This is a genomic window from Streptomyces sp. AHU1 (assembly GCF_045343905.1).
GTDB classification, from domain to species: Bacteria; Actinomycetota; Actinomycetes; order Streptomycetales; family Streptomycetaceae; genus Streptomyces; species Streptomyces triticiradicis.
This window is the reverse complement of the sequence record NZ_CP174283.1, coordinates 164459-189710: the sequence shown is the minus strand read 5'-3', so window position 1 is coordinate 189710 and position 25252 is coordinate 164459. Positions and strand designations below refer to the sequence as shown.

Below are 25252 nucleotides of genomic sequence, written 5' to 3'. Positions count from 1 at the left end.
CCGTGTCTCCTTCCGGGGGACGGGAACAAGGATAGGCGCGGAGAAAAATACCGGCTAGGGCCTATAGCGGGCGGATGCAAATATTTCTTCCCCTGTCGTGCCCCGTCGTGCCCTGTCGTGCTCCGTCCTCGCCGGTGCCGTGGCCCCGTTTCCGCCCGCACCTCGGCGTGAGGCCCGGTTCGCGGTCCGACCCCGTCGCCGCGGTCGTGCCGGACGAGGGTTGGCGGCGTTTGCCTTTATAGCGCGTATGCAATTATTGTCTAAGCCTCTAAGGAGCTCACTCAAGCAATCGTGAAGGTCGACCCATGCCTCTCGCACTCCTCGCCCTGGCCATCGGTGCCTTCGGAATCGGCACCACCGAATTCGTGATCATGGGGCTGCTGCCCGAGATCGCCGCCGACTACGGCGTCTCCATCCCCACCGCGGGCCTGCTGGTCACCGGTTACGCGCTCGGTGTCGTTCTCGGCGCCCCCCTGCTGACGGTGCTCGGCAACAAGGTGAGCCGCAAACGGATGCTCATGCTGCTGATGGGCCTGTTCGTGCTCGGCAACCTGCTGTCCGCGCTCGCCCCCAGCTTCGGGATGATGCTGACCGGCCGCGTGATCACCTCGCTCGCCCACGGCTCGTTCTTCGGCCTCGGGTCCGTCGTCGCCGCCGACCTCGTCGCCGCGGACAAGAAGGCCGGCGCCATCGCCACCATGTTCACCGGCCTGACCGTCGCCAACATCGTGGGCGTGCCGCTCGGCACCTTCATCGGGCAGGCGGTCGGCTGGCGCACCACCTTCGCGATCGTCGCCGCGCTCGGCGTGATCGGACTGCTCGGCATCCTCAAGCTCGTGCCCGCGATGCCGCGCCCGCAGGGCGCCCACCTGCGCCGGGAACTGACCGCCTTCCGCAACCCGCAGGTACTGCTCGCCATGGCGATGACCGTGCTCGGCTTCGGCGGTGTCTTCGCCGCGATCACCTACATCGCGCCGATGATGACCCATGTCGCCGGTTACTCCGACGGCGCCGTCACCTGGCTCCTGGTCCTCTTCGGCATCGGCATGTTCCTCGGCAACCTGCTGGGCGGCCGGTTCGCCGACCGGGCCCTGATGCCCCTGCTGTACGTCACGCTCGGCGGGCTCGCGGTCGTGCTCGCGCTGTTCACGCTGTTCGCGCACGACAAGGTCCTCGCCGCGATCGCCGTCCTGCTCGTCGGGGCGCTCGGCTTCGCCACCGTGCCGCCGCTGCAGAAGCGGGTGCTCGACCAGGCGCACGGCGCGCCGACGCTGGCCTCCGCCGTCAACATCGGCGCCTTCAACCTGGGCAACGCGCTGGCCGCCTGGCTCGGCGGCCTCGTGATCGCCGGGGGCTTCGGCTACACGTCCCCGAACTGGGTCGGCGCCGCCCTCGCCGCCGCCGCGCTGGGCCTGGCCTTCTGGTCCGCGGCCCTGGAGCGCCGCGCCCCCGCGACCGAGCCGGCCGCCGACGCCGGTGCCCTCACCCCCGTACACCACTGACTTTCCTCCCCTCCGACGCCGTACATCACCCAAGGAGAAGCGCCATGAGCACCACCACCGCCGTCACCCCGCTGACGACCGCCGACGCCGAGATCCTGGTCGACGCCGCCCGCCGCGCCGCCGAGGCCGCCGGGGTCGCCGTCAGCGTCACCGTCCTGGACGCAGGCGGTCACCCGCTCGCCTTCCGCCGCGACGACCGGGCGGTCCTGATCTCCGGCGAGACCAGCACCCGCAAGGCGTACACGGCGCTGCAGCTGAGCGCCCCGACCGCCGACCTGGTCGACCTGGTCAAGCCCGACGGTCCCTTCCACTCACTGCCGACCGCGCTCGACCGGCCGCTGCTGTTCATCGCCGGCGGCATCCCCGTCCACCGCGACGGCCGGCTCGTCGGAGCCATCGGCGTGGGCGGCGGCGCACCCGAGCAGGACCACGCCTTCGCCACCACCGCACTCGAGGAGCTGTCCCGATGACCCGCACCCCGCAGGAGGTCTTCGCCGACCACGGAACCCGCCTCGGCACCGGCGACCTCGACCTGATCAGCCGCAACTACACCGAGGACGCGGTCTTCGTGACCCCCGACGGCGTCCTGACCGGACGCAGGGGCGTCCAGGAGGGCATCGGCCGGCTGCTGGCCGACCTCCCCGACGCCGACTGGCGGCTGACCACGAGCTTCGCCGGGGACGTCCTGTTCCTGCAGTGGTCCGCCACCGGCGCCACCCACCAGGTCACCGACGGCGTCGACACCTTCGTCTTCCGCGACGGCCTCATCAGCGCCCAGACCGTCCGCTACACCCTCACCCCCCGCACCCCGTGAAGGAGCACCCGCACACCATGGCACCCTCCACCGTCCCCACCGTGACCCTGAACAACGGGGTCGAGATCCCCCAGCTCGGCTTCGGCGTCTTCCAGGTCCCCGACGACGCGACCGCCGCCGCCGTCACCGCCGCGCTGGAGACCGGCTACCGCAGCATCGACACCGCCGCGATCTACGGCAACGAGGCCGGCGTCGGCCGCGCGCTGGCCGCCTCCGGGCTGCCCCGCGAGGAGCTGTTCGTCACCACGAAGCTGTGGAACGCCGACCAGGGGTACGACGCCACCCTGCGCGCCTTCGACGCGAGCCTCGCCAAGCTCGGCCTCGACCACGTCGACCTCTACCTGATCCACTGGCCGGCGCCCGCCCGCGACCTGTACCGGGACTCCTGGCGCGCCCTGGAGCGGCTCGCCGAGGAGGGACGCGTCCGCGCCGCCGGCGTCTCCAACTTCCAGCCCGGCCACCTGCTGCGGCTGATGGACGGCTCCGCGCTGGTCCCGGCCGTCAACCAGATCGAGCTGCACCCGGGCCTGCAGCAGGCCGAGCTGCGTACGTTCCACGCCGAGCACGGGATCGCCACCGAGGCGTGGAGCCCGCTCGCCCAGGGCGCCGTCCTCGACGACCGGGCCGTCGGCGACCTGGCCGCCCGGTACGGCAAGTCCCCCGCCCAGGTGGTCCTGCGCTGGCACCTGCAGCTGGGCAACATCGTCATCCCCAAGTCGGTGACCCCGGCCCGGATCCGCGAGAACTTCGACGTCTTCGACTTCGCCCTCACGGACGAGGAGATGCGGGCCGTGGCAGCACTCGACCGCGGCCTGCGCACCGGTCCGCACCCCGACGAACTCGACTGAGCCGACACGTCCCCTCCCCGCGGGGCTCCGTTCCGGGCAGACGCCCTCGAACGGAGCCCCGTTTCCGTTCGCCCGCCCGCCCGTTCTGCCCTTCACCCGTCCGTCCCGGAAGGATCCGCCGTGACGCCCCTCCATCCCGCACTCGCCCGCCTGACCCCCGCCGAGGCGGGCGGCCGACTCACCCTGGGCCTCGAACTGCCCCTCGACAACGACCGGGGCCGGTCCCGGCAGGACGCCGACCGCGCGGCCGGCTGCCCCTTCGGCGGCCCCGACCTGACCGAGCACACCGGGCTCGCCCGGCTCGCCGACCGGCTCGGCTTCGCCGCCCTGTGGCTGCGCGATGTGCCGCTCCACGACCCCGCCCACTTCGGCGACGCCGGATCGGTCTTCGAGACCTTCACCCACCTCGGCCATCTGGCCGCCGTCACCGACCACGTCGTCCTCGGCACCGCCGCGGTGGTGCTGCCCCTGCGCGAGCCCCTGCTCGTCGCCAAGGCCGCCGCCACCGTGGATCGTGGTCGTCGGAGGCGCGCAGCAGACCGCTGAGTAGATCGCCGACCACGCCGAGGCTTCCCTCGACTCCCCGCGTGACCTGGGCGCGTTGAGAGTGAAGGCGTGGGAATGGTGGCGGCTCACGGGGACGGTGGCAATCCGTACCTCGCGCCGATGGTGCTGAACCTGTGCGAGGACCCGGGCGCCGCACCGCGTCCCATCCGGCTCGGCCTCAGCACAGGAAACCGGGCCTTGGTCGACCATCTGGAGCACTTGACATCCTCCCCGCCCTAAAGGACGGGGATTCCCGCCTGCCTGCCGGTGGTCACCGGCCGGGGCTTCGGATGGGTTCCCCGTTCAACGAGCCGTGCCTGACACGGGTTTTCCGCGCCAGGGCTGACCGGCCCTCCAGGGGCGTTTAGCCTCTCCGCCTGCCCGGCGGCGAGGATCACACGCGACGCATTGAGGTCACGATCATGCTCAGTACCGCAGCCGCTGCACCGCCAGGCGCGTACGTGCAGCGGCTTCTTCCCGTCCACGACCCAGCACACCGAACACGTCTGCGACGACGGCAGCCAGCGGGAGACGACACCGACGTGACGGCCGGCTCGTGCGGCCTTGTCCTCCAGCACGCGGCGGAACGTGCCCCACGCGGCATCGTGGACGGACTTGGCCATGCGGGTGCGCGCGAGGCCGGAGACCGCCAGGTCTTCGAGGTAAACCGCTTGGTTATCACGGACCAGCCCCGAAGCAATCTGGTGACACCAGTCTCTGCGCGCGTCGGCCACCCGTGCGTGAGCACGGGCGACGCGGATGCGGGCCTTGGCCCGGTTCGCGGACCCCTTCACCTTGCGGCTCAAGGTCTGCTGCGCCTTCCTCAGCCTCCGCTCGGCGCGGCACAGGAAGCGCGGATTGTCGATCACCTTGCCGTCGGAGAGAACGGCGTAGTGGGTCAGGCCAAGATCGATGCCGACCTCGGACGTGACGGGCGCGAGCGGCTCGGGCTCGACCTCCACGACGAAACTCGCGAAGTACCGGCCCGACGGATCCTTGATCACGGTCACCGACGACGGAGCCGACGGCAGCGGACGCGACCAGCGCACCCGCACGTCACCGATCTTCGCGAGGTTCAAACGGCCGTTGTCCCGCAGCCGGAACCCGTTCTTCGAGAACCGGACCGACTGCCGCATCTCCCGCTTCGACTTGAACCGGGGCAGGCCCGCACGGCGACCACGCCGCTTTCCCGACACCGACGCGAAAAAGTTCGCATACGCTGCATCAAGATCCCGCAAGGAAGACTGCAAAGCGTCCACGGACACCTCGGCCAGCCACGCCCGCTCGGGCGTCCGCTTCGCCTCCGTGATCACCCGTCGCGCCAGAACACCCGTCGCGACATGCGACTTGTCCACCGCATAAGCGGCCTTCCTGGCGGCCAGCGCATCGTTGTAGACCACCCGGGCACAGCCGAACGTACGAGCCAGCGCAATGCGCTGACCCGGCGTCGGCTCGAGCCGGAAAGAATACCTCAGATGCACGTGGCCAACATACTGGCCGTCACTGACAACACCGTTCCGCCCAGGGGCGAACCGGCTTTCCCTGCCCTGCTCCGCAGGAGCTTCGTTTCCTTCTCCCAGCTGAAGCCGGGAGTATCCACGAAGGAGCCCCGGCGAGCGCACTCGGAGTCGCCCATGTGTCGTTCAACCTGCGGCCCAACGACAGGCCCGTGAACGAGTTGCTGCAGGAGCTCGCGGAGGACGTGCTGCCGCATTTCCGCACGCCGGCGGCGCGGACGGTCCAGCCAGAAAGCCCTCGCTTGCAATAGCCCGCGTATGCAAGTATTGTTTTTGCATGCAAGGCACTCCTGTAAACAACTGCGCCTCTCGTGCCACCCGCACGGGAACACCCCCACACACGAATGAAGGCACTGTCATGTCGCTCAAGAAGATCCTTCCCGGCCGCCTCGGCTTCGGTACCGCCCCGCTCGGCAACATGTTCCGCGCGATCCCCGACGAAGAGGCCCGCGCCACCGTCGAAGCGGCCTGGGACCACGGCATCCGCTTCTACGACACCGCCCCCTTCTACGGCGCCGGCCTCGCCGAGACCCGCCTCGGCGAGGTCCTGGCGGCCGAGCCCCGCGACTCCTACGTCCTGTCCACGAAGGTCGGCCGGGTCATCCTCGACGAACACGAGACCGCCACCCGCGACCTCGGCGAGAAGGGTGGCCTGTTCGAGCACGGCAACCCGAACAGGATCGTCCACGAGTGGACCGCCGAGGCCACCGAGCGCTCCATCGAGGACAGCCTCAAGCGCCTCGGCACCGACCGCCTCGACATCGTCTGGGTCCACGACATCGCCCAGGACTTCCACGGCGACCTGTGGCTCCAGAAGTTCGAGGAAGCCCGCACCGGCGCCTTCCGCGTCCTGTCCCGCCTGCGCGAGGAGGGCGTCATCAAGGCCTGGGGCCTCGGCGTCAACCGCACCGAGCCCATCGAGCTGACCCTCGCCCTCGACGAGCCCCGTCCCGACGGCTTCCTCCTCGCCGGCCGCTACACCCTCCTCGACCACGACCACGCCCTCCAGCGCCTCCTGCCGATGGCCCAGGAGCAGGGCGTCGACATGGTCGTCGGCGGCCCCTACAGCTCCGGCATCCTCGCCGGCGGCACCCACTTCGAGTACCAGCAGGCCCCGGCCGAGATCGTCGAGCGGGTCGGCAGGCTGAAGGCCCTGGCGGAGAAGCACGGCGTGAGCATCAAGGCCGCCGCGCTGCAGTTCTCCCTCGCCCACCCCGCGGCCGCCGCCGTCATCCCCGGTGCCACCCGCCCCGGCCGTATCGCCGAGGACACCGCGGCCCTGAACGAGACCGTCCCGGCCGCGTTCTGGACCGACCTCCGCGCCGCCGGCCTGGTCAGCCCGGCCGCCCCGCTCCCGAACAACGCCTGATCTCCCCCCCACCGCCCTCCCCCCACCGCTTCCCAGGAAAGAAGACCATGGCCTCCACCTCCGTCTCCCGTGTCGTCCCCGCCTCCCCCCAGCAGGTCTGGGACCTCATCGGCGGCTTCGACGCCCTCCCCGACTGGCTCCCCTACATCCCCGAGAGCACCGCGCTCGAAGGCGGCCGGGTCCGCCGCCTGACCAACCCGGACGGCGACGCCATCGTCGAGCGTCTGGTCTCCTTCGACGAGGCCGGCCGCCACTACAGCTACGCCATCCTCGAGGCTCCGTTCCCGGTCACGGGTTACCTCTCCACCCTCCGCGTCCACCCGGTCGCCGGCCGGGACGACGTCGCCGAGGTCCAGTGGTCCGGCCGCTTCACCCCCGACGGCGTCACCGACGCCGAGGCCGAGAACCTGTTCGCCGGCATCTACCGCGACGGTCTCGACGCCCTCCACCAGGCGCTGTCCGCCTGACCCGGAACCGACCCCGCGGGCGACCGCGGCGCCGCCGAACCGCACGGCCCGGACACGCGACCCGCGTGCCCGGGCCGCGGTCCTTCCCCGGTCGCGGACGGCACGTCATCCCCATCCGCCGTGCGGGACGCGGCAGAACGGATCGTCCCGGGGATTGCCGGGCCGAGGTGGCAAACACCAGGATGTCGCGCTGAACCGATGATCCTGCGCGTACGTAGAGGGAGAGGCACGGCCTCCACCACAAGGCCCGACCCAACATGCCACCACCCGGGTACGCACCCGACCGATCCAAGGAGTACGCACCCATGAGCGCCGCACGCCTGAGCGACCGGCTGTCGAGCCACCAGCCCCTCGTCCTCGGCCTGTTCCGTATCGTCCTCGGCCTGCTCTTCGCCAGCGAGGGCGCTGCCACGATCTTCGGGATACTGGGGAGGCGGAGCAGCCCCGTGGGCGACTGGCCGTTCTGGTACGCCGGGGTCATCGAACTGGTCTGCGGCGTTCTCGTACTCCTGGGGGCCGCGACACGCAGCGCCGCGTTCCTCAGCTCGGGGGCCATGGCCTTCGCCTACTTCACCGAGCACCAGAAGAACGGCCTCTTCCCCTTGCAGAACGGCGGCCTGTCGCCCGCGCTGTTCTGCTGGGGATTCCTGCTCCTGGTCTTCTTCGGACCCGGCGCCCTGTCCCTGTCCGCTCTGGCCGGGCGCGGGGGAGCCACCCGGGACACCGCCCGGCCGGTGGCCGAGCAGGCTCTTTGACATCCTCCTCTCCCTGAAGGGAGGGGATTCCTGGCTCAGGCTGCCTCCGGGAGCAGCGCTCCCGGAGGTCTTGTGCCCTCGACACCAGCCGGGGTGAGACCAGCCCGGACAAGCATCACGCGGGCGGAGTTCTTGTCCCTGGGGGACACGAATCCGCACGCGGTGCAGGTGTAGGTACGTTCCGACAGCGGAAGTGCGTGCTTGGTTCTCGCTCCGCACCGTGCGCAGTCCATGGTGGTGTGTGCTGGGTGTACGAGGCGGACGTCCCGCCCGTGCTTGCGGCCCATCTCGATCAGGGCATTCTTCGTGGCACCGATCGCGGCGTCGGCGGCCTTGCGAGCCATCGTGGTCTTCGCCAGGAACTTCGGCCGGAAGTCCTCGACCGCGACGGCATCGTGGTCGCTCACCACTTTCTTGGCCCACTTACGGGCGGTGTCCTGCCGCTGCCGGACCACCTTCTTGTGCAGCTTCGCCGCCTGCTGCTGGGCCTCGCGGTAGCCCCTGGACGCGGCCTGTCCCTTCTTCGGCTTGCGGCGGGCCATCATCCGCTGGTAGCGGGCCAGGCGCTGCGCGGCGGTCCTGCCGTGCTGCGGGTGGGGCAGGTCGTGGGCGTCGGAGGTGGTGGTGGCGGTCTCCTTCACGCCCCAGTCGATGCCGATCACGCGCTCGGTGGCTGGCAATGGCTCGATGCAAGTCTCCACGACGAAGGAGGCGTACCAGTGGCCAAGACTGTCCTGGTACACGCGCACCGAGGTCGGGGCAGCGGGCAGGTCGCGGGACCACACCACGGTCAAGGCGATGTCGCCGGCCAGGTGCAGGCGGCCGTCCTTGAGCCGGAAGCCGCGCCGGGTGTAGTTCAGCGACACCGGCGCCTCACGCTTGCGCTTGATCCGCGGCATCCCGGCCCGCCGCCGCACCGGCAATCCCGCCTTGACGTCCGCGAGGGCCTTCGCCCGGGCCTTGGCGAAGTCCCGGACCGTCTGCTGCTGGGGCACCGAACTGCCCTCACGCAACCACGCCATCGCGCTGCGGGCCTTTGTCAGCATCCGATCCAGCTGCGCCGGACCGCACGTCATCTTCTCGACGGCATCCCGGTTCAGGCCGTGGATCTTGCGGGACACGGCCACGCACTCGTTCCACACCCACCGACAACGCGCCCACTCCGCATCCAGCCGGGCCAGCGCGGTCGACGACACACGAAGACGGTAGGTGTACCGGGCAAGCCCAATCTCCCCCACACCATCCACGGTCGTCATGGCGTCATGCTGCCACCGCACCACCATGCCAGGAGACACGAATCATGAAAAAGCCCGCATCCTCCTCCTGCCCACCGCATCCCATGCTCGACTCACAACCCGCGCCAAGACCGGCCGACGACCGCTCAACTCCGAGATCCTCCACGGGGCATCGGGGGCGAACACCGCGCCGCTGCAACAGGCACCGAATCGCCCCCGCTGCCCCTCGGCCTGCTCTGCAGGAATCCGATTCCTCCTCGGCCTGAAGGCCAAGGCGTCCTCGGAGAAATCCGGTGAGCGCGATGTGCCGGACGAATCGCTGCGCGACAGCAGTCGTGGACGGTGCTGGTCCGACGACATAAAGTGGCGCGAAGCCTCGATTCCTGGGGCCGCCAAGCCGACGGGGGGCTCTCGATGGGCATGAACGAGGCGGCCAGGACCGAGTGGTGGAAGAGCCTGCTGACCGGAATCCGAGACGAGATCGACGGGTACGTCCTTCAGGACTCCCTCCTCATAGCGGTGAAGGTCATCACCGAGATCGGCCTCGTTCCCCATGACATAGGAGTCGGCAGTGTTCAGCTGATCGCCAACGACCGTTACCTCCACTACGGAGACCGGGTCGCCCGCAGGCCGGAGAGCCTCCTCGACCTGGATTCGCTGGCCTGTCGGGCGGCCGGGTGCGGTGGCCGCGTCGTGGCGGTCGAGGCGATCTGGAACGGTGACATCGTCCACGACTGGTTCGTGAGGGTGCTGGCCATCTCCGCCGGCCCCGTGGGAGAGGTCCATATGGCCACCGTCCACTGGTCAACGGCCAAGCGGTACCTCGGCGAGGACGACGACCACCACCCGCGTCGTCCCGCGGCTGTAGCCGCCGAACGGGCCGGCCGCGCCCTCGCCGCCCACCTCTCGGTTCCCTTCCGCTTCGCCGGCCCGGACCCCCGACGACGAGCCCCCGCGCCGGCGGCCCTGAACGACGATCGGTGCCCGCTGGCATCCCGCCTCCTACGAGCCAGCTCGGGGGTCAATCGACGGACGGGGTCTGCGTGCGGTCCCGCACGATGATCTTGCCGGTGTTCTCGCCGCGCAGCATTCCCAGGAACGCCTCCACGATGTGCTCGAAACCGTCGACCACCGTCTCGTCCAGGGCCAGTCGGTCGCTCTGCAGATGCGGCACCGCGAACTCGTACAACTCCTCCTGCAGATCAAGGTGGTTGCGGACCAGGAAGCCCTCCATGCGCAGGCTCTTCTCCACGATGTCCGCGTAGTCGAAGGGCGGCGACGACGCGCCGGGGATGTTGTACTGGCTGATGGTGCCGACGCGGACGCCACGCCCGAACTCACGCAGCGCCCCCACCGCCGCGGCCAGCTGCTCGCCGCCGACGTTGTCGACGAACACGTCGATGCCGTCCGGCGCGGCCTTGCCGAGCAGGTCGGCGGCGGGCCCGTCGTGGTAGTCGAAGGCGGCGTCGTAGCCCACCTCCCGCGTGAGGTGGGCGGCCTTCGCCGCCGAGCCCGCGCTGCCCACGAGCCGTCCGGCGCCGAGCAGTCTGGCGAACCGCCCGGTCGCCGTGCCGACCCCGCCCGCGGCGGCCGACACGAACAGGTCCTCGCCCTCCTGGAGCCGGGCGATGCGGGTGAGGCCCACGTAGGCGGTCAGGCCGGTGCCGCCGAGGGTGCTCAGGTACACGGTCAGCGGCACCCCGTCGAAGCGGGGCAGTCGGCGGGTCTCCTCGGGCGTGAGCGTGGCGTGCGTGCGCCAGCCCTTGCGGTGGAACACGATCTCGCCCTCGGCCAGCCGGGGCGTGCGTGAGGCGATGACCCGTCCGAGGGTGCGGCCCTCCAGCGGAGCGCGGAGCGCGAAGCCGCCGGGCAGGTCGTCCATCATCTCGCGGTGGTACGGGTCCACGGACCAGTAGAGGTTCTCCACGAGCGCGCTACCGGCCGGGGGTTCGGGCAGTGGGGACTTGGTGAAGGCGAAGTGGTCGGCGGTGGGGAAGCCGTGGGGGCGGGCGGTCTGGTGCACGGTGAGCGCGGTCTCGGTCATGTCCGGACCGTAGAGCGGGAATGCGTCGTCCGGTCAGCCGGTTGGGCTCATGCGACACACCGTTCCATGAGCAGTTCTCATACCGTGAGGTGAGCGCCCCGTGGCCCGCACGACCGACTCCGACCTCGCCCCGCAGGAACTGCGCGTCCTGGTGGCGGTCGCGGACGCCGGCGCCTTCTCGGCCGCGGCCGAGGCACTCGGCCTGACCCAGTCCGCGGTCTCCCACTCGGTACGGGGCAGCGAACGCAAGATCGGGGCCGTGCTCTTCGACCGCGGCCGCACCGGCGCCCGCCCCACGCTCGCCGGAGACAAGGCCGTGGCGCACGCCCGCCGCGTCCTGCGCCTGCTGGACGTCCTGACCGTCGAGGCACGTGGCGCGGCCCGGTCCGGCGCGGCGCAGGGGCCGCTGCGGATCGCGGCCTTCCGCAGCGCGGCACTGCACCTGCTGCCGCCCGTCCTCGAGCGGCTGCGCGCCCGGCATCCCGGGATCGAGCCCCGGGTGCGGATCGTACGAGAGGTGGGATGCGGCACGGCGGGCGAAGTGGCCGACGGGAAGGCCGACATGGCCATCGCCACGCTGGGCGGTTCCGCGCCGCTGCCGCCGGGTCTGGTGACGGGCGGACTCCTCGAAGAGCCGTACTCCCTGGTGCATCCGGCGGGTCACACCGCTCCGCGCTCGCTGCCGCTGGTCGACTGGGCCGAGAACTGCGGCTCGTACACCCGCGACTGGTGGGCGGCACAGGACTGGATCCCGAAGGCGACCGTCGAGGCCGAGGACGACGGAGCGGTGCTCTCCTTGGTGAGCGCGGGTCACGGAATGGCGATCATGCCGGCGCTCTCCCTGGCCGGGGCGGCGGACTCGGTCGGGATCACCGACCTCGGCGTCGACCGCCCGACGCGCCGGGTCGGCTATGTCACCACCACCGAACTGGCCGCGACAGCGGTCGTGCGCGCCTTGGTGAGGGAACTGCGGGCGACGGTCCCCGAGGCTTTGAATCCTCTTTTGCTTCAGCTGGGCTAGCGGGTGGGCAACGGTGGGTGGCGCGACGCTGAAGTGGAGCGGGGAAGCTATGGCCTCGGTCTGGAGGAGACGCTGGGGGCGAAGAGAACGGGCTGATTGCCAGGACACGGCTTCAACCAAGGCTGATAGCGCGACAGAGCCTGGTCACCTCTGGAATGACTGCTCGCCGGGTTGCGAGCCCGTGTCAGGGGATGACGGGGGTCCCCAGGGGCCGCAAGCATGCGGGTCGGATGCGATGATCTCCCGCCATACCTGCAGGACCGGTTCCAGCTGGACAGCATCAGTCACAGCAGTGAGCTGGTCGTACCAGGGCCTTTCGAACACCTCACCAGCCAAGCGTGCTTCCGATGCCGATCTCAGGCCCATAGCGCCCTGCGCGCCCCGCCCTGCCGCAGCCAGGGTCAGTGCCTTCTCCTCGGCGTGCATGAACGGGGTGACGATCCGCATCGTGCTGACGCTGCCGGGGCCGCGCTCGCATGCCGCGAGTGCAGCCTGCAGACAGGAGGAAACGCGAGCCGGTTCCACAGGGTGCACGGCGGCGGCCAAGAGCAGCTCTCTGGGTACCTCGCCCGGGCGTGCGCTTTCCAGGACTGTACGTGCCTCGTCTGTCCGCCCCGCGTCAAGCAGAAGCAGACCCAGACGGAAGCCTGCGTTCGAATGCGTTGGATCTGTACGCAGCGCCGACCGGTACGAAGCTTCCGCAGCTGCTACGTCCAGTTGCAGCCACGACACATACCCGAGACTGCCGTGGGCGCTGCTGTTGGTGGGGTCGTGGTGGAGGGCTTGGCGGAAGGCTTCTTCGGCTTCGGTCAGCCGGCCTGCCTTGGCGTGGCAGAAACCCAGGCCGTTGTGGGCGCTGCTGTTGGTGGGGTCGTGGCGGAGCGCTTGGCGGTAGGCGTCTTCTGCTTCGGTCAGCCGGCCAGTCTCGAAAAGGCAGTTACCGAGGTTGTTGTGGGCGCTGCTGTTGGTGGGGTCGTGGCGGAGGGCTTGGCGGAAGGCTTCTTCGGCTTCGGCCCACCGACCGGCTCCGGCGAAGCAGTTGCCGAGGTTGTTGTGGGCGCTGCTGTTGGTGGGGTCGTGGCGGACGATGATCTGGTGGAGACGGAGTTCGTCCTGTTGCTCCGTGCTGCTCATGCCGCGCATGGCGCGCCACCCGCGGGTCAGGTCGGAGGCCAGGCTGGCGATGCGGCGAGCGGTGGCCGTGTCTGGAGCCAGAGTGTGGTGTGAGGCCGTCTGCAGAAAGGCCACAGCGGCGGCCAGTGGCAGCCCGCCTGCCGGCGCGGTGGCTGCCGCCCACAGACTGCGGTAGAGGTCGACCGGGGGCTGTGCGGCGATATCCGCAGGAACAGTCGTGCAGGCGGTCAGCACACGCTGGCGGGCCTCACAGTGTTCGCGCTCTCCCACATCCGACACACGCCACCAGTAGATGTCACTGAAGGCCTGTAGCGCGGTGAGGGTGGTGCGGTCGTCCGGGAGACAGGTCGGTGCGAAGAACTGGGCGTGCTGGATGAGCTGGTCGCGCAGGTCGGGGACGGGTTCGGCCCAGGGCAGCAGCTGTAACAGCAGAGCCGTTCCGGCGCGGGGGTCGGCCCACAGGGCGTGCCAGACCAGCGCGGAGATGTCCCGCCGCCACTGTTCGTCGGTGAGCTGTTCATCGACGGACCGGTGTCCCGCACGAGCTGCGCGTCCACGCAGGAAGTCGGCGGCCCGCTGATTGGCCTCCCGGACGGCTGCACGTTCATCCTCGCGGAGCAACAGGTTGAGGATGGCGCCCCGGACATCGTCGTGCAGCACACGGTGGTGACTGCTCATGAAGTCGTGGCGGGCAGTCAGCCGATCCGTCACCGCACGGACGTCACCGACCGGCACGTCCCACAAGACGGCGAGCACATCGGGGTCGCTGTGCCGGGCCAGAGCCAGAGCACTCAGCCTGGCACGGTCACCGGCCAGCGCGGGAACACTGGCGGTGTGGGTGAGGTAGCGCAATGCCAGCTTCTGCACGATATCGGAAGGAAGACCGTGATCATCGCTCGGCCGCTCACAGACCTCCTCGATCTCCATGCCGTCCTCCAGCGCTTGCACCACCAGAGCCAGTGCCAAAGGCAGCCCCCGGCTGAAGCCGACCGCCCGATCGATCTCCTGGGAAGACAGCTCGGGCCGACGTGCGGACAGATAGGCGGCGGCACTGCCGTCGTCGAACACCAGCAAGGGCATGTCGTGCAGCCGGGTGTCGGGAATGCCTCGCAGCAACCGCTCCGCCACGCTGTCCTCGGCTCGCTGCTGTCCGTCCTCCAGACGCGTCCCCAGCACCCACACGCTGCGCGCACCGCTGCGGGCCACAATCTGACGCAACTCCAGCAGCGTGGGACCCAGCAGCTCACAGGTGTCCATGACGACCACAACCGGCCACCGCCCGGCCAGCGCCCGCACGCCCCTCCCGAAGGCCAGCACCAACTCCGACTTGGCATCCACCAACTGCCGGAACAACTGGGCATCCACGCTCCCGTGCCGCAGTCGACGCGCCACCGACCCAGCCGCGAACGCCCCCGCCACCACCTTCGCCACGGACTTCTGCCCGACCGGGACACCGACCCCGGTCAGTCCCAGAGCCCCCAGATCCGCAACCAACGCCTGCGCATCCTTCGCGTCGAGCACCGGCCGGACACCGCCCTGCTCGTCCAACACCGTCAGCTTCTTAGCCCGTTCCACCAACTCGGGCAGCTGCGACGCCTGCCGGCGAAAATCGTCGAAAGCCCGTTCCGCCGTCGTCCCGCACACTTCCCCAAGCGCCGCCTCCACTGCGGCCAGCAACCGCCACACTTCCAGCCCATCGGCCGACGTGGCAGCCACCGAACGCAACGGATCCTCGCCCCAGTCCAAGAACACCGTTGTTAACCGACCACGCCGCCAACCACGCCTCGGACGCTCCTCCGCCACGATCTCCCGCATCCGGGCAAGCAGCGTGCTCTTGCCCACCCCGCCCTGACCGCGGACCAGCACCACATGACCCTCGTCGGGGCCCGGCCCGTCCAACTGACCCAACAGCTGTCGCAACCGCCTCTGCTCGTCGGCACGCCCCACGAATACATCACTCATCAGGCCCCCAAAGCACTTCCCCGGTCCTATGAGCCACCGGACGCGATCACAGCACGACCGCTGACTCGATGCCCGGACCATCGTCACATCTCCAGCGCCACCATCTCGATGCCGGAGCGAATCCCTGAGTAAGGTCGAATCCGTACACCACTTCCTCGGACGCAGCCGACACGCCTTCATCAGCCGGAAGCGTGTATCAGGGGCCATGGCCTGGAGGTGTGGCGATCGGCGGGGTTTCGCGCAGCGGGGTCGATTCCCGGGTCCGGTTAATAGGGCGCAACTGTCACCTTGCCAATAAGTAGCTGTTGTCTTTCCGGCCTTGAGAGGTGTTCGTCGCACGGGAGTCTCGATCGGTGATCGCTGCTGGCCGCGGGCATGGGAACAGGGCCTCTTGGTAGCTCGAGGTGTCACCCAACTCGGGCACTAGGGCGCGTATCGAGTCGTGATCAATTGGTGGTTCGGGTGAGGTCTTTGATCCAGATCATCGAGGCTCGGAGGTGGAGGCCGGCCAGGTAGCTGTCCGGGGTCTTGTCGTATCGGGTGGCGATGCCTCGCCAGGCCTTGAGCTTGTTGATCAGGCGCTCGACGGTGTTCCTCTCCTTGTAGAGGGCGGCGTCGTGGCTGACGGGCCGACCGCCCCTGGACCCCTTCTTCTTCCGGTTGGAGGCCTGGTCCCTCTTCTCCGGGATCACTGCCTTGATGCCGCGCTTGCGCAGGTGGGCCCGGTTGCCGCGGGACGAATAGGCCTTGTCCCCGGCAACCGCGTCCGGCCGGGTGCGGGGGCGGCCGGCGGGGCCGCGGACCCGTAACTTCCTGAGCACCGGGATGAACTGTGGACTGTCCGCAGCCTGGCCCGCGGTCAGCACGAACGCCAGCGGGCGGCACTTGCGGTCGGCGGCCAGATGGACCTTGCTGGTCTGCCCGCCCCTGGAACGTCCCAGGAGAGCGGCCTTCAGGCGGACTCTTCGCCGACGCCGGACGCGTCGCCGCTCCTGCCTTTCGGGATCGGCGTCCTGCCCGCTTTGTTCTTCGAGGCTGCCCCCTTTGACCTGGCCTTCTCCTCCTCGGCAGCCGCCTTCTCCAGGGCGGTGACGACGTCCTCGCCCAGGTGCATCCCGGCGGCATCGTGGTGTCCCCGCACGGTGGTGGAGTCGATACTGACCAGGGACAGGTCCACCTCGCCCCGCTTCGCCGCTTCCGCGATCAGGCCCTCCAGCAGGGCCTCGAAGACGCCGGCGTCACGCCACTGCCGGAAGCGGTTGTGCACGGTCGACCAGGCGCCGAACTCCTGTGGCATCTCCCGCCACTGCCCGCTGGTCCGAAACCGCCAGATCACACCCTCGAACTGCTGCCGCAGCCGCTCGGGGTACGGGCCGTACTCGCCGATCGGCAGGTACGGCCCGATGAACTCCCACTCTGCGTCCGTCAGTTGCCCTCGCGTCACACAAGAAGGTCTACCGGACCAGACCCCGCCGCGAGAGCGAACCCCGCAGATTGATCACAACTCGATACACGCCCTAGGTGGTCTATGAGTGGTGGGCGGAGAGGGACGCGGCGATGGCGTTGGATAAAGACGCAGACGGGCCGGGTCGATCAGCACGACCTGGCGCGGCTGCTGTTGATGTTCCGCTCACTGATGTGCGAGCAGAAGCCGTGCTCGTGGGAACACATGAGGGGCTACGACCTGTCCTGCGAGCGCCTCGCGGACGCGGATGATGCCAGCTCGCAGATCCGGTACGGAAAGCACTGTATGGGGGCTGATCTGCGGATGCGCTGCACCAAGAACGAACCGGTGTACGACGGGGAGGCGACGTTCACCTGGATGGTGCCGGGCCACGGCGCGCACGCCTGAGAGGATGATCAGGTGGATCTCTACTCGAACACGGCGCTGTGCGGGTTCTACTGGGTGAAAGGCGATAAGGCCGCACCGGGTGGAGGGCCTGCCGGAGTGCCGGCGCGGGGCTCAGCTCGGTGCCGAACGGCTCCGCGGCAACTGGTGACTACCGGTTGCTGCCCGAGCCCGGGTGGCAACCGGTGGGTACGGCCATGGTTACGATCGGAAAAGCTGACCCCGGCAGTTGTGATGCCGGAGTCGGGGCGCCTGCACGGGCGGCTATCTGAGCCAGGTGATGGTGAGGACGGACAGGCGCCGGTTCACCCAGTAGGTGAGGGAGAACTGGCCGACGGAGGCGTGTCGGACGTTCTCGCCCTCGGGGTCCTCCGTGTTCCACTGCTCAAAGCCCCACGGATCGGCTGCGGTGGCGTCCAGGACGTCCCACACCATGTCTTCGACCTGCTCGGGCAGGGTGTCGAGGACCTTCGCGGCCGGGGCGGAGAAGTAAACCGCGTACGGCTGCTCGGTCACCGGCGCCGCTCGCGGAACTCCGCCATATCGATGAACTTGCTGTCGTCGTAGCCGGAGGCGACGAACGCGTCGACAGCCGGGGCGGAGGCGAGACGGCCCTGCCAGTCCTGGACGACCTCGTACAGCCCGGCGAGGGAGAACGTGCGCTGCGATTTCTCGAGGGCGGCCGCCCACTCCCGCTCGAAGGCCGGCACCCAGGTGTCGGCGCGCTTGTCGGCACGCAGCTGGGCGAGGAGTTCGGCCGGTGCCCCGGGCGCGGGGGTGTACGGCGTGACGGGGGCGTGGTCGAGCTGCGCGCTCATCTGGTCCTCCCCGCGGTTCCTCCTTTTACGGTACGCGCGCCGGGTGGCCGTGGGTGCAGGCATGGACGGATCCCCTCCTACTGGGTGCGCAGGGTGCGGGCGACGGCCTGGACGCGCTCGCGCAGGGGCAGGTCCTGTTTGTCCCAGGTGGCGGCCACGTAGTTGAGGAGTTCGGCCATGGCGCGCTCTGAGTCGCTTGGGTCGCTGGCGAGCAGCTTGTCGGCGGCGAGGGCTACGTCGACGGCCGGGGTGGACAGGTCTTTCGGGGTGAGGGTGTTGCTGCGGTCGGCGTCCGGGACCAGGTGGTGGTGCACCTGGTTGCGGGACTTGATGGTGTCCTTGCGCGGCGAGTCCGCATCGGCGGTGACGAAGCCGGGGTGGTTGAGGATCTCCGCGGCGATGGCATCGGTGAGCACCGGCTCGGGCAGCGGAAATTCAGCGGTCATGCTTTCGCTCCTAGTCAGTAATCCAGATCGAGGTAGTCGATGTCGTTGTTTTCCACGTCCTGCAGCCCCATAGCGCGCCCGCCGCTGTCCTGGAAATTTACTTCCTTAAATCTTTCAGCGACGATTTGGCGCATCTGCTGGTCGCTGGCCCCCGCGTCGCGGGCGTCGAAGAGGCGCTATGCGTGCTTCGGGGGAAGGTGCACGGGTAGTCGTCGGAACCATCTGTCGTGCCGACCGGCGCGGTGTAGCCGAACTGGGCCCTCGTCTCTACCGTGATCCTGCCCGTGGTGGCCGCCTTCTTCTGCCGGCGCTTGCGCACCAGCGGTTGTCACCGCTGCCGTACCGCGTCGTCAATCTTCGCGGCGACGTCAGCGCGGGCGTGCTTGCGGGCGCCGCGCCAGTACCTGTTCACGGAGTCGGCGGTGATCCCGAGCTGTGCCGCGACCGCCTTCGCGTTGCCGAACTGCTTGAGCTGGAACTCGATCTGGTCCTTCAACGTCTTGGGCGGATCCTTGGTGAACGTCTCGCGGTTGGCCTGCTCGATCGCGTCGTCGATCTCCTCCACCATCTACTCCCCGCCGTTCAGGACGGCGTCGCCGCTCTTGATGTGGCGGGTCGGGTTCAGGCCCTTCTCCATCAGCTCCACCGCCCACAGCATCGACTGGACGCACTCCAGCTTCGCCAGGCCCGGCTTGGGCCCGAGGCGGAACCGCTGGCCGTGAAGCTCGGCGTATGGGTCTCCAACACCAAAACCCGGCGCGACAAGCTCAGCGCGGAGCAGCAGGCCGCCTCGCTGCGCTGGGCGTGGCCTGGGCAAAGGCCGCAGCGGTGCTGTCCCCGTTCGGCGAACCGGATCCGACGGACGATGGACACACTGATTGGCTACCGGGTCGCTTAGGAACTGTCCGCTGTAGTGCCGTTGACGCTTGCTGTGCCGGTGTTCTTTCGGGCCAGCTGGGCGGCGGCCTGGGTTGCTGTCTTCGTTGGAGCGATGAAAACTCCTTCGATCAGCATGTCCATCGGTTCGACAATCGACTCCGCTTCTTCAGCGCTGATCGGATCGTCGACAAGGTCGCCGTGGGCTGCGTCGTTGCCTGCGAACCGAACTTCGTGTGCGGCATCCTGGATGTGCTCGTAAATCAGGTGCTGAGCGTAGAGAGTATCGATCTTCGCGACGAGGTTGCCTGCCGTAATCCCCTTCGCCTTGGCCGTCGCCTCCACGTTCGTCCTGGCCATAAGGACAGCGGCCTGGATGTTGCCCACCCGAAGTGAGCTGTGGGCCTCAGCAGCGGCTGCGACAATAGTCATAGGCACGCTGTCGGGGTACGCCTTCACCGGTGGTTTGTCGGGTGCCCACCGCCGGACTTCTTCCTCTCCGTTCTATCCATTTTCCACCGCCATCAACGCAAGGCTTGCTGATTGGCAGGACGGGCAGGCATACATGCGCCAGCTGAGCGTCCCGATCCGGGGGCGTCGAGCCGGGGGCGCGGTGCTGAGGAAAGTTCTGCTGCCGGTGGCACTCACAGCGAGGTCAACCGCAATCATGGCTACGTACGCGCCACACCATCCGCACGTCGCCGTCGGTATTGAGCTCTTTCCATCTTCACTCAGCGCCGACACCCAGGCTCACAGGTGTCTGCAGGCACGAGCTATATTCGGCCATCGCGCTGTGCTGGAGTAGCAGGTCAGCGGTCTTCTTCCGGGGGTGGGGCATGATGTGGAAACCACTGTTTCGCCGGTCTGCGGAACCGCTTCACCCACCTGTACGCGGGAAGTGCGGTGCGGGCCGGCACGTGTTGCGCAGCGAGCGGTTGCTGCTCTACACGCCGCTCATTGCCCTGGATTTCATGGCTTCTGCCGCAGCGGGATCTGACGCCGAGGCGCAGCGCTGGCTGGGGTCCAGAAGCGACGAGCTCGTGCAGAACGAGGACACGCGAGAGTTGTTCTTGTCCATGCGCGCGGATGACGACCTATCAGGGTTCGAGGCGCGCGACCGCTTGAAGATGATGAGGAAGCTCGAGCTCGGCTCCGATCGCTTCGTTCAGCTGACCGCCGTGCACAGGGCCGACGGCCGGTATGCGGGCGCGACGAGCATCAACCTGGAATCCGGCGAGATCGGCGGCTGGCTGGCCCCGGCCTACCGTCGGCAGGGACTGGGCATCGAACTGTTCCGTGCGGCCGTTCAGCTCGGTCACCGGCATCTGGGCTTGAACGTCGTACGCGCGGGCGCGGAACCTACGAACAAGGCCTCTCGAGAAGCACTCGAGGCAGCCGGCTTTACTCCTGTGTCGGGACCGCCGCGCTTCACGCTGGGCGACGGACGTGAGATCGACGCCTGCTGGTACCAGCATCGACAAGAAGCGACTTCGCGCTGTCGTGGCGGGAGCCGGGACCGATGAACCTCAAGAGCGTTAAGGACCAGATCGAGCGTGAGCCCCCGAACTCGTCGATATGCCGTTATCCAGGAACGGCCGCGGCCGGCCTATTCAGGGAGCCGGTGCTGTGGTGAGGAGTGTGCTGGAGCGCAGGCTGGTGGAGGAGTGCGGGGCGCTGATGGTCCGGCTGGGTCGTGGTGCCGGGTGATCTCCGGGCGGCGGACACCGAGCCAGTGATCCGGATTGGCGGCGTACTCCTCGGTGCAGCCGGTTTCCGATGCGCCGGTCGGCATCTCGCTCAGTTCTTCGGCACCAATCTCTTCAATCCCCCACACGACCCGGCGCAAGTCGACGCTCTTGTAGTCACGCATGAAGTGTCCGTAGTCGCCGTGGTCGTAGAGGAACTGCTCGAAGACATCGTCGGGCCAATGGAGTGATGCGATCACGGGATTCGAGCGGAACTCTTCAAAAGTAATTCCGTTATTGCGGAACTGAGTTGAGACCGCGAGGCCGTCGAGATTCACGCCCCCATCGTAGAAGCCCACTCATCTCCCGGGATCATGCGGTTTCCGGAGAGGGAAGCTGGATCCCCCTTGTCCGTGAGATCCAGTGGATGCGCTGACGCGACGGTAGCAGGCTGTACGTCAAAGTGCGCAGTCCGGAGCCCTCAGTCAGGTGGAAGGGCGCGATCATCCACAGGCCCTCCCGGTCCGGTACCGGTTCGACCGGGCAGCCGGTCAGCACCAAGTCCCAGCGGTCCGTGCAGCCGTTGTCCCGGTCGTCCTCCACAGTCACCGTACCGACCACCCTGTGCGGCAGCTCCTGGCCGACTTGCTTCGCTGTGTAGTTCTCCGAGAGCTCCTTGATGGTGAACTCGCGCTGCAGGTAAACGTCTCGGCTCACCTCGCCGGGCTCCAGGAGGATGACGCCGGCCGCAGCAGGCCGCCGGTCTGCATCGGCCACGACCAGGTCCCCATCGAATCGGGCCTGCACACGCCGGTCGCTGAGGTTCTCCAGGACCAGGATCTGCTGCAGGACGACGCGGTTGGAGCCCTCCTGCTCTGCAGGGAAGTGCCAGGTATGTCCTGTCGGCCAGGGGTTGATCGGCATCCCCATGTTGGTTGCCGCGAGCGGCTCCCATGGAGGGGGACTGAGTTTGAGGGTGACTTTCGGGGCTTGCGAGTCGAGTCGGCTGCGGATGGCGTCGACGGTCATGAGCTGGCTGACCTTAAGTGTTTGACGGGTGAGGTATCCCTGCCATGCGACGACGCCGAACGCCAAGATGGTGCCGATCGAGCCTAGGGCGACCCAGGAGGTTTCTGACATGGCAGTGATTCTGTCCCCCTGCCTGGCTGAACACGACCGGATTCGGACTGAGCTTCCCGAACCACAGGTCAGATACCTCGGGCCGCGAAGACAGCCACTCGGCCGGTGGCACCCGACAAGCAGCCCGTGTACAGCAATTGCCCGGCCGAGCACTGCGCAATGACGGTACAGCCCGAGCCCTTCGTCGAGTCGAGGTTCGCCAACCTGCGCATCACGTTGCAGCGGCCGCCCTACAAACTCATGGGGCTCTGGTGACCGGCGCACGCCCGGCTGCTGCGGGTGCTGCTGTCCACCGTCGACCACCTCACCACACAGATCGGCGAACTCGACCGTCTGATCACTCGGACGCTGGAGGAGATCACCACTCCACCAGGCAGCACAGTCGCCAGGGACGAAGTCGCCGGGGTCAGTGCACGGACTCTGGCCCAGAAGCTGGACGCCGTTCCCGGGATCGGGCCGACCATCGCGCAGAACATCCTCGCCGAGATCGGCGCGGACATGAGCCGCTTCCCCACCCCGGAACACCTCGTCTCGTGGGCCAAGATGTGCCCCCTCACGATCCAGTCCGGAGCGAAGAACACCTCGGGGCCGGCCGGGAAGGGCAACCCCTGGCTCAAGGGCGCCCTCGACGAGGCCGCCAACGCCGCCGCCCGCACCGATACCTTCCTCGGCGCCCGCTACCGCCGCATCGTCAAACGCCGCGGCCACGCCAAAGCCCTGGTCGCTGTCGCCCGCTCGATACTCGTCATCGCCTGGCACCTGATCGGCGACCCGGACGCCTCCTACCAGGAGCTCGGTGCCGACTGGCACCGCCGCCATCTCGACCCCGCCCGCAAGACCCGCGATCTCGTCCGCCAGCTCCAAGCCCTCGGCCACCAAGTCGCGCTCAGCCCGGCATCAGCCTGACCGCCCCGACACCGTCATCCAGTCCGCAAGCGGCCCGGATGCTGCCGCTTGCCCTGCCGCACATCGATTTTCCGATCAGCATCCTCATCGTGGACCGTCAGGGCCTGCCCCTGTCCATCGGCATCTCCGCCGCCAACCTCCACGACAGCCAGGCCCTCATCCCGCTGGTCCGCGGCATTCCGCCCACCCGTTCCCGTCGCGGGCCGCGATGCCGACGGCCCGGCAAGCGAGGCGCTGTACCGGGCCTGAGTCCGCTACAGCGCCTCCTAGGGGGTGCGTCAGGGAACCCAGTAGTTCCCGGATGCGACGATCATCGACTGGAGCTGGACGCTGCCGCCGTAGTACAGCGAAGAGTTGATCGCTGTGCCCGCGAGTTTGTTCCACAGGGCGTCGAGCCACGCCTGGGATCCGGGATCGGTGAGCGCGGTCACGACGAACGGCGCGGTGAACGCCATGTCGTGCCCGGTGTCGAATGCCGATCCGTTGAGGTGGTAGCCGGTGAGAATGGTGTCGGGATTGCCACCGGTCTTCGCCTTGATCCAGGAGTTGAGCTTGCGTGCGGAGGCGAGGGAGGAGCTGTCGCCGCTGGTGACGGCGTCGGTGCCGATGCGCCACGGGTCGCGGCAGGCGTTCCAGCCGTAGTCGCCGTCGTTGGGGCTCTCCAGTACCTGGCCGCTCGCGGGTTTCGGTGTGGTGTTGGTGCTGACGACGAAGTCCGCCAACAGACCGGTCGTGGGGGCGTAGTTGGTCTGCTGCGAGGTAATCAGGTTCTGGTGGGCGGTGCGGACGGTGTCCCAGGCGGTGTCGCCGGTGGCCCGCCTGAAGGCTCGGAAGTGGTCGATCATCCAGTCCGAGGAGCGGGTGATGTAGTAGTACTGGTCGCCGGAGGTGGACCAGTCGCCGAGCTTGAGCAGGTGTGTGCTTGTGTTGATCTCGTTCGCCTTGATGGCGTTGATGTGTTTGACGGCGAGAGTCTTGTAGTCGTAAGTGCCCGCGCTGCCCCATTGCTTGTCCGCGAGTAGCAGGCCGTACGCCACGTCGAGATCGCCGTCCGTTGCCGAGTCCGATCCGTCGACGCTCGTGCAGGACGCGTCCTGTTCGGCGGCCAGCAAGTCGGAGTTGTGCACGGAGGGGTGGGCCAGCATGTACTTGACCATGCCGTCGAAGATCTTCTTGGCGTCCGGGTCGGCGCCGGCCATCAGGGCGGTGACGACCATGCCGTAGCCCTGGCCCTCGGCGACGTAGGGGTGGTCGGCGTCGGGGGAGAGGACCTCGTACCAGCCGTTGCCGCAGTTCTGTTTGACGAACGCGGCCTTCCAGGCGTTGTATTTGCTGATCACGGCCTGGTCGAGCGTCGACTGGGTGCCGCTCGGCTTCAAGGTGCCCGAGGCGTAAGGAAATGCGTGACTGCCGAAGGGGACGGCGGGGCTGCCGGTGGCTGGTGCCCCGACCGCGAGCTTGTCGAGGTTGGGGCCGCCCGCCACGGCGGTTGCGGTGGCGCGGACGGTGTTCGTACCGGCGTTGAGCGTGGCGTTGACGGTCTTTGTCGCCCAGGTGTCCCAGTTCGCGGTAGGTGCGAAGGACACGCCCGACGCAACGACGGTGCCGTTGACGGAAATGTTCATCGGTCGATCGGCGGTCGAGCCGTTGGCGTACCGGAACTGCAGACTCGTCTGGCCGGCGGTGGAGGCGTTCACGGTGAACTGCACGTACGAGCCCGCGACATTGGTGTAGTCGACGAACCCGGTGCCGGTGTAGCCGGTGTGGTTCGCGGCGACTGTGCCCTGCGAGAGCGTCGCGTCCTCGGCCTGGTAGTCGGCGGCTGTAACGTCGACGTCGACGTAGTCCAGGTTCGGGGTGCCGTCGGCCTTGGTGGCCGTCAGCCGCAGCGTGTCGGTGCCCGCGGTGACGGGTCCTGTCACCGTTTTCGTCGCCCAGGTGTCCCAGCTCCCGGTCGGCGGGAAGGACACGTTCGAGGCGACGACGGTGCCGTTGATAGAGACATTCATCGGGCGGTCGTTCGTCGAGCCGTTGGCGTAGCGAATCGTGAACGAACCGGTTCCGGACGTGGTCGCGTTCACCGTCAACTCAACTTTGATACCGCTGGCGTTGGTCGTGTCGATGAATCCGGTGCCGGAGTGGTTGAGATGGTTCGTCGCCACCGTCCCGGAGGAGATCGTGCCGTTCTCCGCCTCGTATCGCAGGGTCGTGGCCTGCGCCGTGCCGCCGCCTGCCCAGCCGAGTAACGGCACGACGAGCGCGAGGGCGGTGCACCAGGACAGAGTGGTCCCGTTGAGTGTTCTCTTCATGACAGCGCC

24 protein-coding genes and 3 pseudogenes are annotated in these 25252 nt (G+C 68.4%); 14 read left to right on the top strand and 13 right to left on the bottom strand.

Annotated elements, in window-relative coordinates; translation table 11 throughout:
* Window positions 1-305: 305 nt before the first annotated feature.
* The 5 genes from ACICHK_RS00955 to ACICHK_RS00935 all read left to right on the top strand — a co-directional run bounded on the left by ACICHK_RS00955 (window position 306) and on the right by ACICHK_RS00935 (window position 3710).
* Window positions 306-1502: an MFS transporter gene (locus ACICHK_RS00955; RefSeq protein WP_151467558.1), complete on the top strand. Its 1197-nt coding sequence runs from the start codon at window positions 306-308 to the stop codon at window positions 1500-1502.
* 44 nt (window positions 1503-1546) lie between these two features.
* Window positions 1547-1972: a heme-binding protein gene (locus ACICHK_RS00950; RefSeq protein WP_151467556.1), complete on the top strand. Its 426-nt coding sequence runs from the start codon at window positions 1547-1549 to the stop codon at window positions 1970-1972.
* A complete protein-coding gene (locus ACICHK_RS00945; RefSeq protein ID WP_406835035.1) occupies window positions 1969-2316 on the top strand; it encodes a nuclear transport factor 2 family protein in 348 nt (115 codons plus the stop codon). Before ACICHK_RS00950 ends, ACICHK_RS00945 begins: the two co-directional genes overlap by 4 nt.
* A gap of 17 nt (window positions 2317-2333) precedes the next feature.
* On the top strand, window positions 2334-3164 hold the full coding sequence (locus tag ACICHK_RS00940) for an aldo/keto reductase (RefSeq protein ID WP_406835034.1): 831 nt from the start codon (window positions 2334-2336) through the stop codon (window positions 3162-3164).
* A 120-nt stretch (window positions 3165-3284) separates the two neighbouring features.
* On the top strand, window positions 3285-3710 hold the full coding sequence (locus ACICHK_RS00935) for an LLM class flavin-dependent oxidoreductase (RefSeq protein WP_406835033.1): 426 nt from the start codon (window positions 3285-3287) through the stop codon (window positions 3708-3710).
* Window positions 3711-3946: 236 nt separating this feature from the next.
* Here the strand turns inward: ACICHK_RS00935 and ACICHK_RS00930 are convergent, their stop codons facing one another.
* Complete coding sequence (locus ACICHK_RS00930) at window positions 3947-5191, bottom strand: RNA-guided endonuclease InsQ/TnpB family protein (protein ID WP_406835031.1); 1245 nt, start codon at window positions 5189-5191, stop codon at window positions 3947-3949.
* A 394-nt stretch (window positions 5192-5585) separates the two neighbouring features.
* On the opposite strand from ACICHK_RS00930, the gene ACICHK_RS00925 reads away from it, so the two are divergent.
* The 3 genes from ACICHK_RS00925 (at window position 5586) to ACICHK_RS00915 (ending at window position 7818) form a co-directional block, all read left to right on the top strand.
* Window positions 5586-6596 carry an aldo/keto reductase gene (locus ACICHK_RS00925; protein ID WP_406835030.1) on the top strand — a complete coding sequence of 337 codons (1011 nt, stop codon included), beginning with the start codon at window positions 5586-5588 and terminating at the stop codon, window positions 6594-6596.
* Window positions 6597-6643: 47 nt separating this feature from the next.
* Window positions 6644-7063 carry an SRPBCC family protein gene (locus tag ACICHK_RS00920; RefSeq protein WP_406835029.1) on the top strand — a complete coding sequence of 140 codons (420 nt, stop codon included), beginning with the start codon at window positions 6644-6646 and terminating at the stop codon, window positions 7061-7063.
* A 305-nt stretch (window positions 7064-7368) separates the two neighbouring features.
* Entirely contained in the window at window positions 7369-7818 is a 450-nt protein-coding gene (locus ACICHK_RS00915) for a DoxX family protein (RefSeq protein WP_406835027.1), read from the top strand.
* Between the two features lie 35 nt (window positions 7819-7853).
* On the opposite strand, the gene ACICHK_RS00910 is transcribed toward ACICHK_RS00915, so the two are convergent.
* Entirely contained in the window at window positions 7854-9074 is a 1221-nt protein-coding gene (locus tag ACICHK_RS00910) for an RNA-guided endonuclease InsQ/TnpB family protein (RefSeq protein ID WP_406835026.1), read from the bottom strand.
* Window positions 9075-9467: 393 nt separating this feature from the next.
* Between ACICHK_RS00910 and ACICHK_RS00905 the strand changes: the two genes are divergently transcribed.
* Window positions 9468-10115 (top strand): hypothetical protein, encoded by a 648-nt coding sequence (locus ACICHK_RS00905; RefSeq protein ID WP_406835024.1) that lies wholly within the window; start codon window positions 9468-9470, stop codon window positions 10113-10115.
* Here ACICHK_RS00905 and ACICHK_RS00900 read toward each other — a convergent pair.
* On the bottom strand, window positions 10075-11097 hold the full coding sequence (locus tag ACICHK_RS00900) for a zinc-binding dehydrogenase (protein ID WP_406835022.1): 1023 nt from the start codon (window positions 11095-11097) through the stop codon (window positions 10075-10077). The two genes, ACICHK_RS00905 and ACICHK_RS00900, sit on opposite strands and share 41 nt — an antisense overlap.
* A 100-nt stretch (window positions 11098-11197) precedes the next feature.
* On the opposite strand from ACICHK_RS00900, the gene ACICHK_RS00895 reads away from it, so the two are divergent.
* Window positions 11198-12118, top strand: coding sequence for a LysR family transcriptional regulator (locus ACICHK_RS00895; protein WP_406835021.1), 921 nt, complete (start codon window positions 11198-11200; stop codon window positions 12116-12118).
* A 144-nt stretch (window positions 12119-12262) separates the two neighbouring features.
* Here the strand turns inward: ACICHK_RS00895 and ACICHK_RS00890 are convergent, their stop codons facing one another.
* Both ACICHK_RS00890 and ACICHK_RS00885 read right to left on the bottom strand, forming a co-directional pair.
* Window positions 12263-15214: a tetratricopeptide repeat protein gene (locus tag ACICHK_RS00890; protein WP_406835019.1), complete on the bottom strand. Its 2952-nt coding sequence runs from the start codon at window positions 15212-15214 to the stop codon at window positions 12263-12265.
* 446 nt (window positions 15215-15660) lie between these two features.
* Window positions 15661-16658: pseudogene (locus ACICHK_RS00885) on the bottom strand (IS5 family transposase).
* 225 nt (window positions 16659-16883) lie between these two features.
* Here ACICHK_RS00885 and ACICHK_RS00880 point away from each other — a divergent pair.
* On the top strand, window positions 16884-17066 hold the full coding sequence (locus ACICHK_RS00880) for a hypothetical protein (protein WP_406835018.1): 183 nt from the start codon (window positions 16884-16886) through the stop codon (window positions 17064-17066).
* Between the two features lie 261 nt (window positions 17067-17327).
* On the opposite strand, the gene ACICHK_RS00875 is transcribed toward ACICHK_RS00880, so the two are convergent.
* The 5 genes and pseudogenes from ACICHK_RS00875 to ACICHK_RS00855 all read right to left on the bottom strand — a co-directional run bounded on the left by ACICHK_RS00875 (window position 17328) and on the right by ACICHK_RS00855 (window position 19662).
* A complete protein-coding gene (locus tag ACICHK_RS00875) occupies window positions 17328-17579 on the bottom strand; it encodes a hypothetical protein (RefSeq protein ID WP_406835017.1) in 252 nt (83 codons plus the stop codon).
* Window positions 17576-17881 carry a DUF6247 family protein gene (locus tag ACICHK_RS00870; protein WP_406835015.1) on the bottom strand — a complete coding sequence of 102 codons (306 nt, stop codon included), beginning with the start codon at window positions 17879-17881 and terminating at the stop codon, window positions 17576-17578. The genes ACICHK_RS00875 and ACICHK_RS00870 overlap by 4 nt, the downstream gene beginning before the upstream one ends.
* 77 nt (window positions 17882-17958) lie before the next feature.
* On the bottom strand, window positions 17959-18327 hold the full coding sequence (locus ACICHK_RS00865; RefSeq protein ID WP_406835014.1) for a hypothetical protein: 369 nt from the start codon (window positions 18325-18327) through the stop codon (window positions 17959-17961).
* Between the two features lie 14 nt (window positions 18328-18341).
* Window positions 18342-18892: pseudogene (tpg, locus tag ACICHK_RS00860) on the bottom strand (telomere-protecting terminal protein Tpg).
* 329 nt (window positions 18893-19221) lie between these two features.
* Window positions 19222-19662: a DUF4145 domain-containing protein gene (locus ACICHK_RS00855; RefSeq protein ID WP_406835012.1), complete on the bottom strand. Its 441-nt coding sequence runs from the start codon at window positions 19660-19662 to the stop codon at window positions 19222-19224.
* 458 nt (window positions 19663-20120) lie between these two features.
* Between ACICHK_RS00855 and ACICHK_RS00850 the strand changes: the two genes are divergently transcribed.
* Window positions 20121-20726, top strand: a complete 606-nt coding sequence (locus tag ACICHK_RS00850) for a GNAT family N-acetyltransferase (RefSeq protein WP_406835010.1) — start codon at window positions 20121-20123, stop codon at window positions 20724-20726.
* 83 nt (window positions 20727-20809) lie between these two features.
* Here the strand turns inward: ACICHK_RS00850 and ACICHK_RS00845 are convergent, their stop codons facing one another.
* A complete protein-coding gene (locus ACICHK_RS00845; RefSeq protein WP_406835009.1) occupies window positions 20810-21226 on the bottom strand; it encodes a hypothetical protein in 417 nt (138 codons plus the stop codon).
* A gap of 34 nt (window positions 21227-21260) precedes the next feature.
* Window positions 21261-22028, bottom strand: coding sequence for a hypothetical protein (locus tag ACICHK_RS00840; RefSeq protein WP_406835008.1), 768 nt, complete (start codon window positions 22026-22028; stop codon window positions 21261-21263).
* A 279-nt stretch (window positions 22029-22307) separates the two neighbouring features.
* Between ACICHK_RS00840 and ACICHK_RS00835 the strand changes: the two genes are divergently transcribed.
* Together ACICHK_RS00835 and ACICHK_RS00830 are read left to right on the top strand one after the other, a co-directional pair.
* Complete coding sequence (locus ACICHK_RS00835) at window positions 22308-22934, top strand: transposase (protein WP_406835007.1); 627 nt, start codon at window positions 22308-22310, stop codon at window positions 22932-22934.
* An 83-nt stretch (window positions 22935-23017) separates the two neighbouring features.
* Window positions 23018-23161: pseudogene (locus ACICHK_RS00830) on the top strand (IS5/IS1182 family transposase); the annotation flags it as partial.
* A 51-nt stretch (window positions 23162-23212) separates the two neighbouring features.
* Here the strand turns inward: ACICHK_RS00830 and ACICHK_RS00825 are convergent.
* A complete protein-coding gene (locus ACICHK_RS00825) occupies window positions 23213-25243 on the bottom strand; it encodes a glycosyl hydrolase family 8 (RefSeq protein ID WP_406835005.1) in 2031 nt (676 codons plus the stop codon).
* Window positions 25244-25252 lie beyond the last annotated feature (9 nt).

Coding starts and splice junctions, on each gene's coding strand:
- ACICHK_RS00940 (WP_406835034.1), top strand. CDS start 2,334: ATGGCACCCTCCACCGTCCCCACCGTGACCCTGAACAACGGGGTCGAG.
- ACICHK_RS00925 (WP_406835030.1), top strand. CDS start 5,586: ATGTCGCTCAAGAAGATCCTTCCCGGCCGCCTCGGCTTCGGTACCGCC.
- ACICHK_RS00870 (WP_406835015.1), bottom strand. CDS start 17,881: ATGAGCGCGCAGCTCGACCACGCCCCCGTCACGCCGTACACCCCCGCG.
- ACICHK_RS00915 (WP_406835027.1), top strand. CDS start 7,369: ATGAGCGCCGCACGCCTGAGCGACCGGCTGTCGAGCCACCAGCCCCTC.
- ACICHK_RS00920 (WP_406835029.1), top strand. CDS start 6,644: ATGGCCTCCACCTCCGTCTCCCGTGTCGTCCCCGCCTCCCCCCAGCAG.
- ACICHK_RS00955 (WP_151467558.1), top strand. CDS start 306: ATGCCTCTCGCACTCCTCGCCCTGGCCATCGGTGCCTTCGGAATCGGC.
- ACICHK_RS00890 (WP_406835019.1), bottom strand. CDS start 15,214: ATGAGTGATGTATTCGTGGGGCGTGCCGACGAGCAGAGGCGGTTGCGA.
- ACICHK_RS00945 (WP_406835035.1), top strand. CDS start 1,969: ATGACCCGCACCCCGCAGGAGGTCTTCGCCGACCACGGAACCCGCCTC.
- ACICHK_RS00825 (WP_406835005.1), bottom strand. CDS start 25,243: ATGAAGAGAACACTCAACGGGACCACTCTGTCCTGGTGCACCGCCCTC.
- ACICHK_RS00900 (WP_406835022.1), bottom strand. CDS start 11,097: ATGACCGAGACCGCGCTCACCGTGCACCAGACCGCCCGCCCCCACGGC.
- ACICHK_RS00905 (WP_406835024.1), top strand. CDS start 9,468: ATGGGCATGAACGAGGCGGCCAGGACCGAGTGGTGGAAGAGCCTGCTG.
- ACICHK_RS00950 (WP_151467556.1), top strand. CDS start 1,547: ATGAGCACCACCACCGCCGTCACCCCGCTGACGACCGCCGACGCCGAG.
- ACICHK_RS00865 (WP_406835014.1), bottom strand. CDS start 18,327: ATGACCGCTGAATTTCCGCTGCCCGAGCCGGTGCTCACCGATGCCATC.
- ACICHK_RS00910 (WP_406835026.1), bottom strand. CDS start 9,074: ATGACGACCGTGGATGGTGTGGGGGAGATTGGGCTTGCCCGGTACACC.
- ACICHK_RS00880 (WP_406835018.1), top strand. CDS start 16,884: ATGAGGGGCTACGACCTGTCCTGCGAGCGCCTCGCGGACGCGGATGAT.
- ACICHK_RS00840 (WP_406835008.1), bottom strand. CDS start 22,028: ATGTCAGAAACCTCCTGGGTCGCCCTAGGCTCGATCGGCACCATCTTG.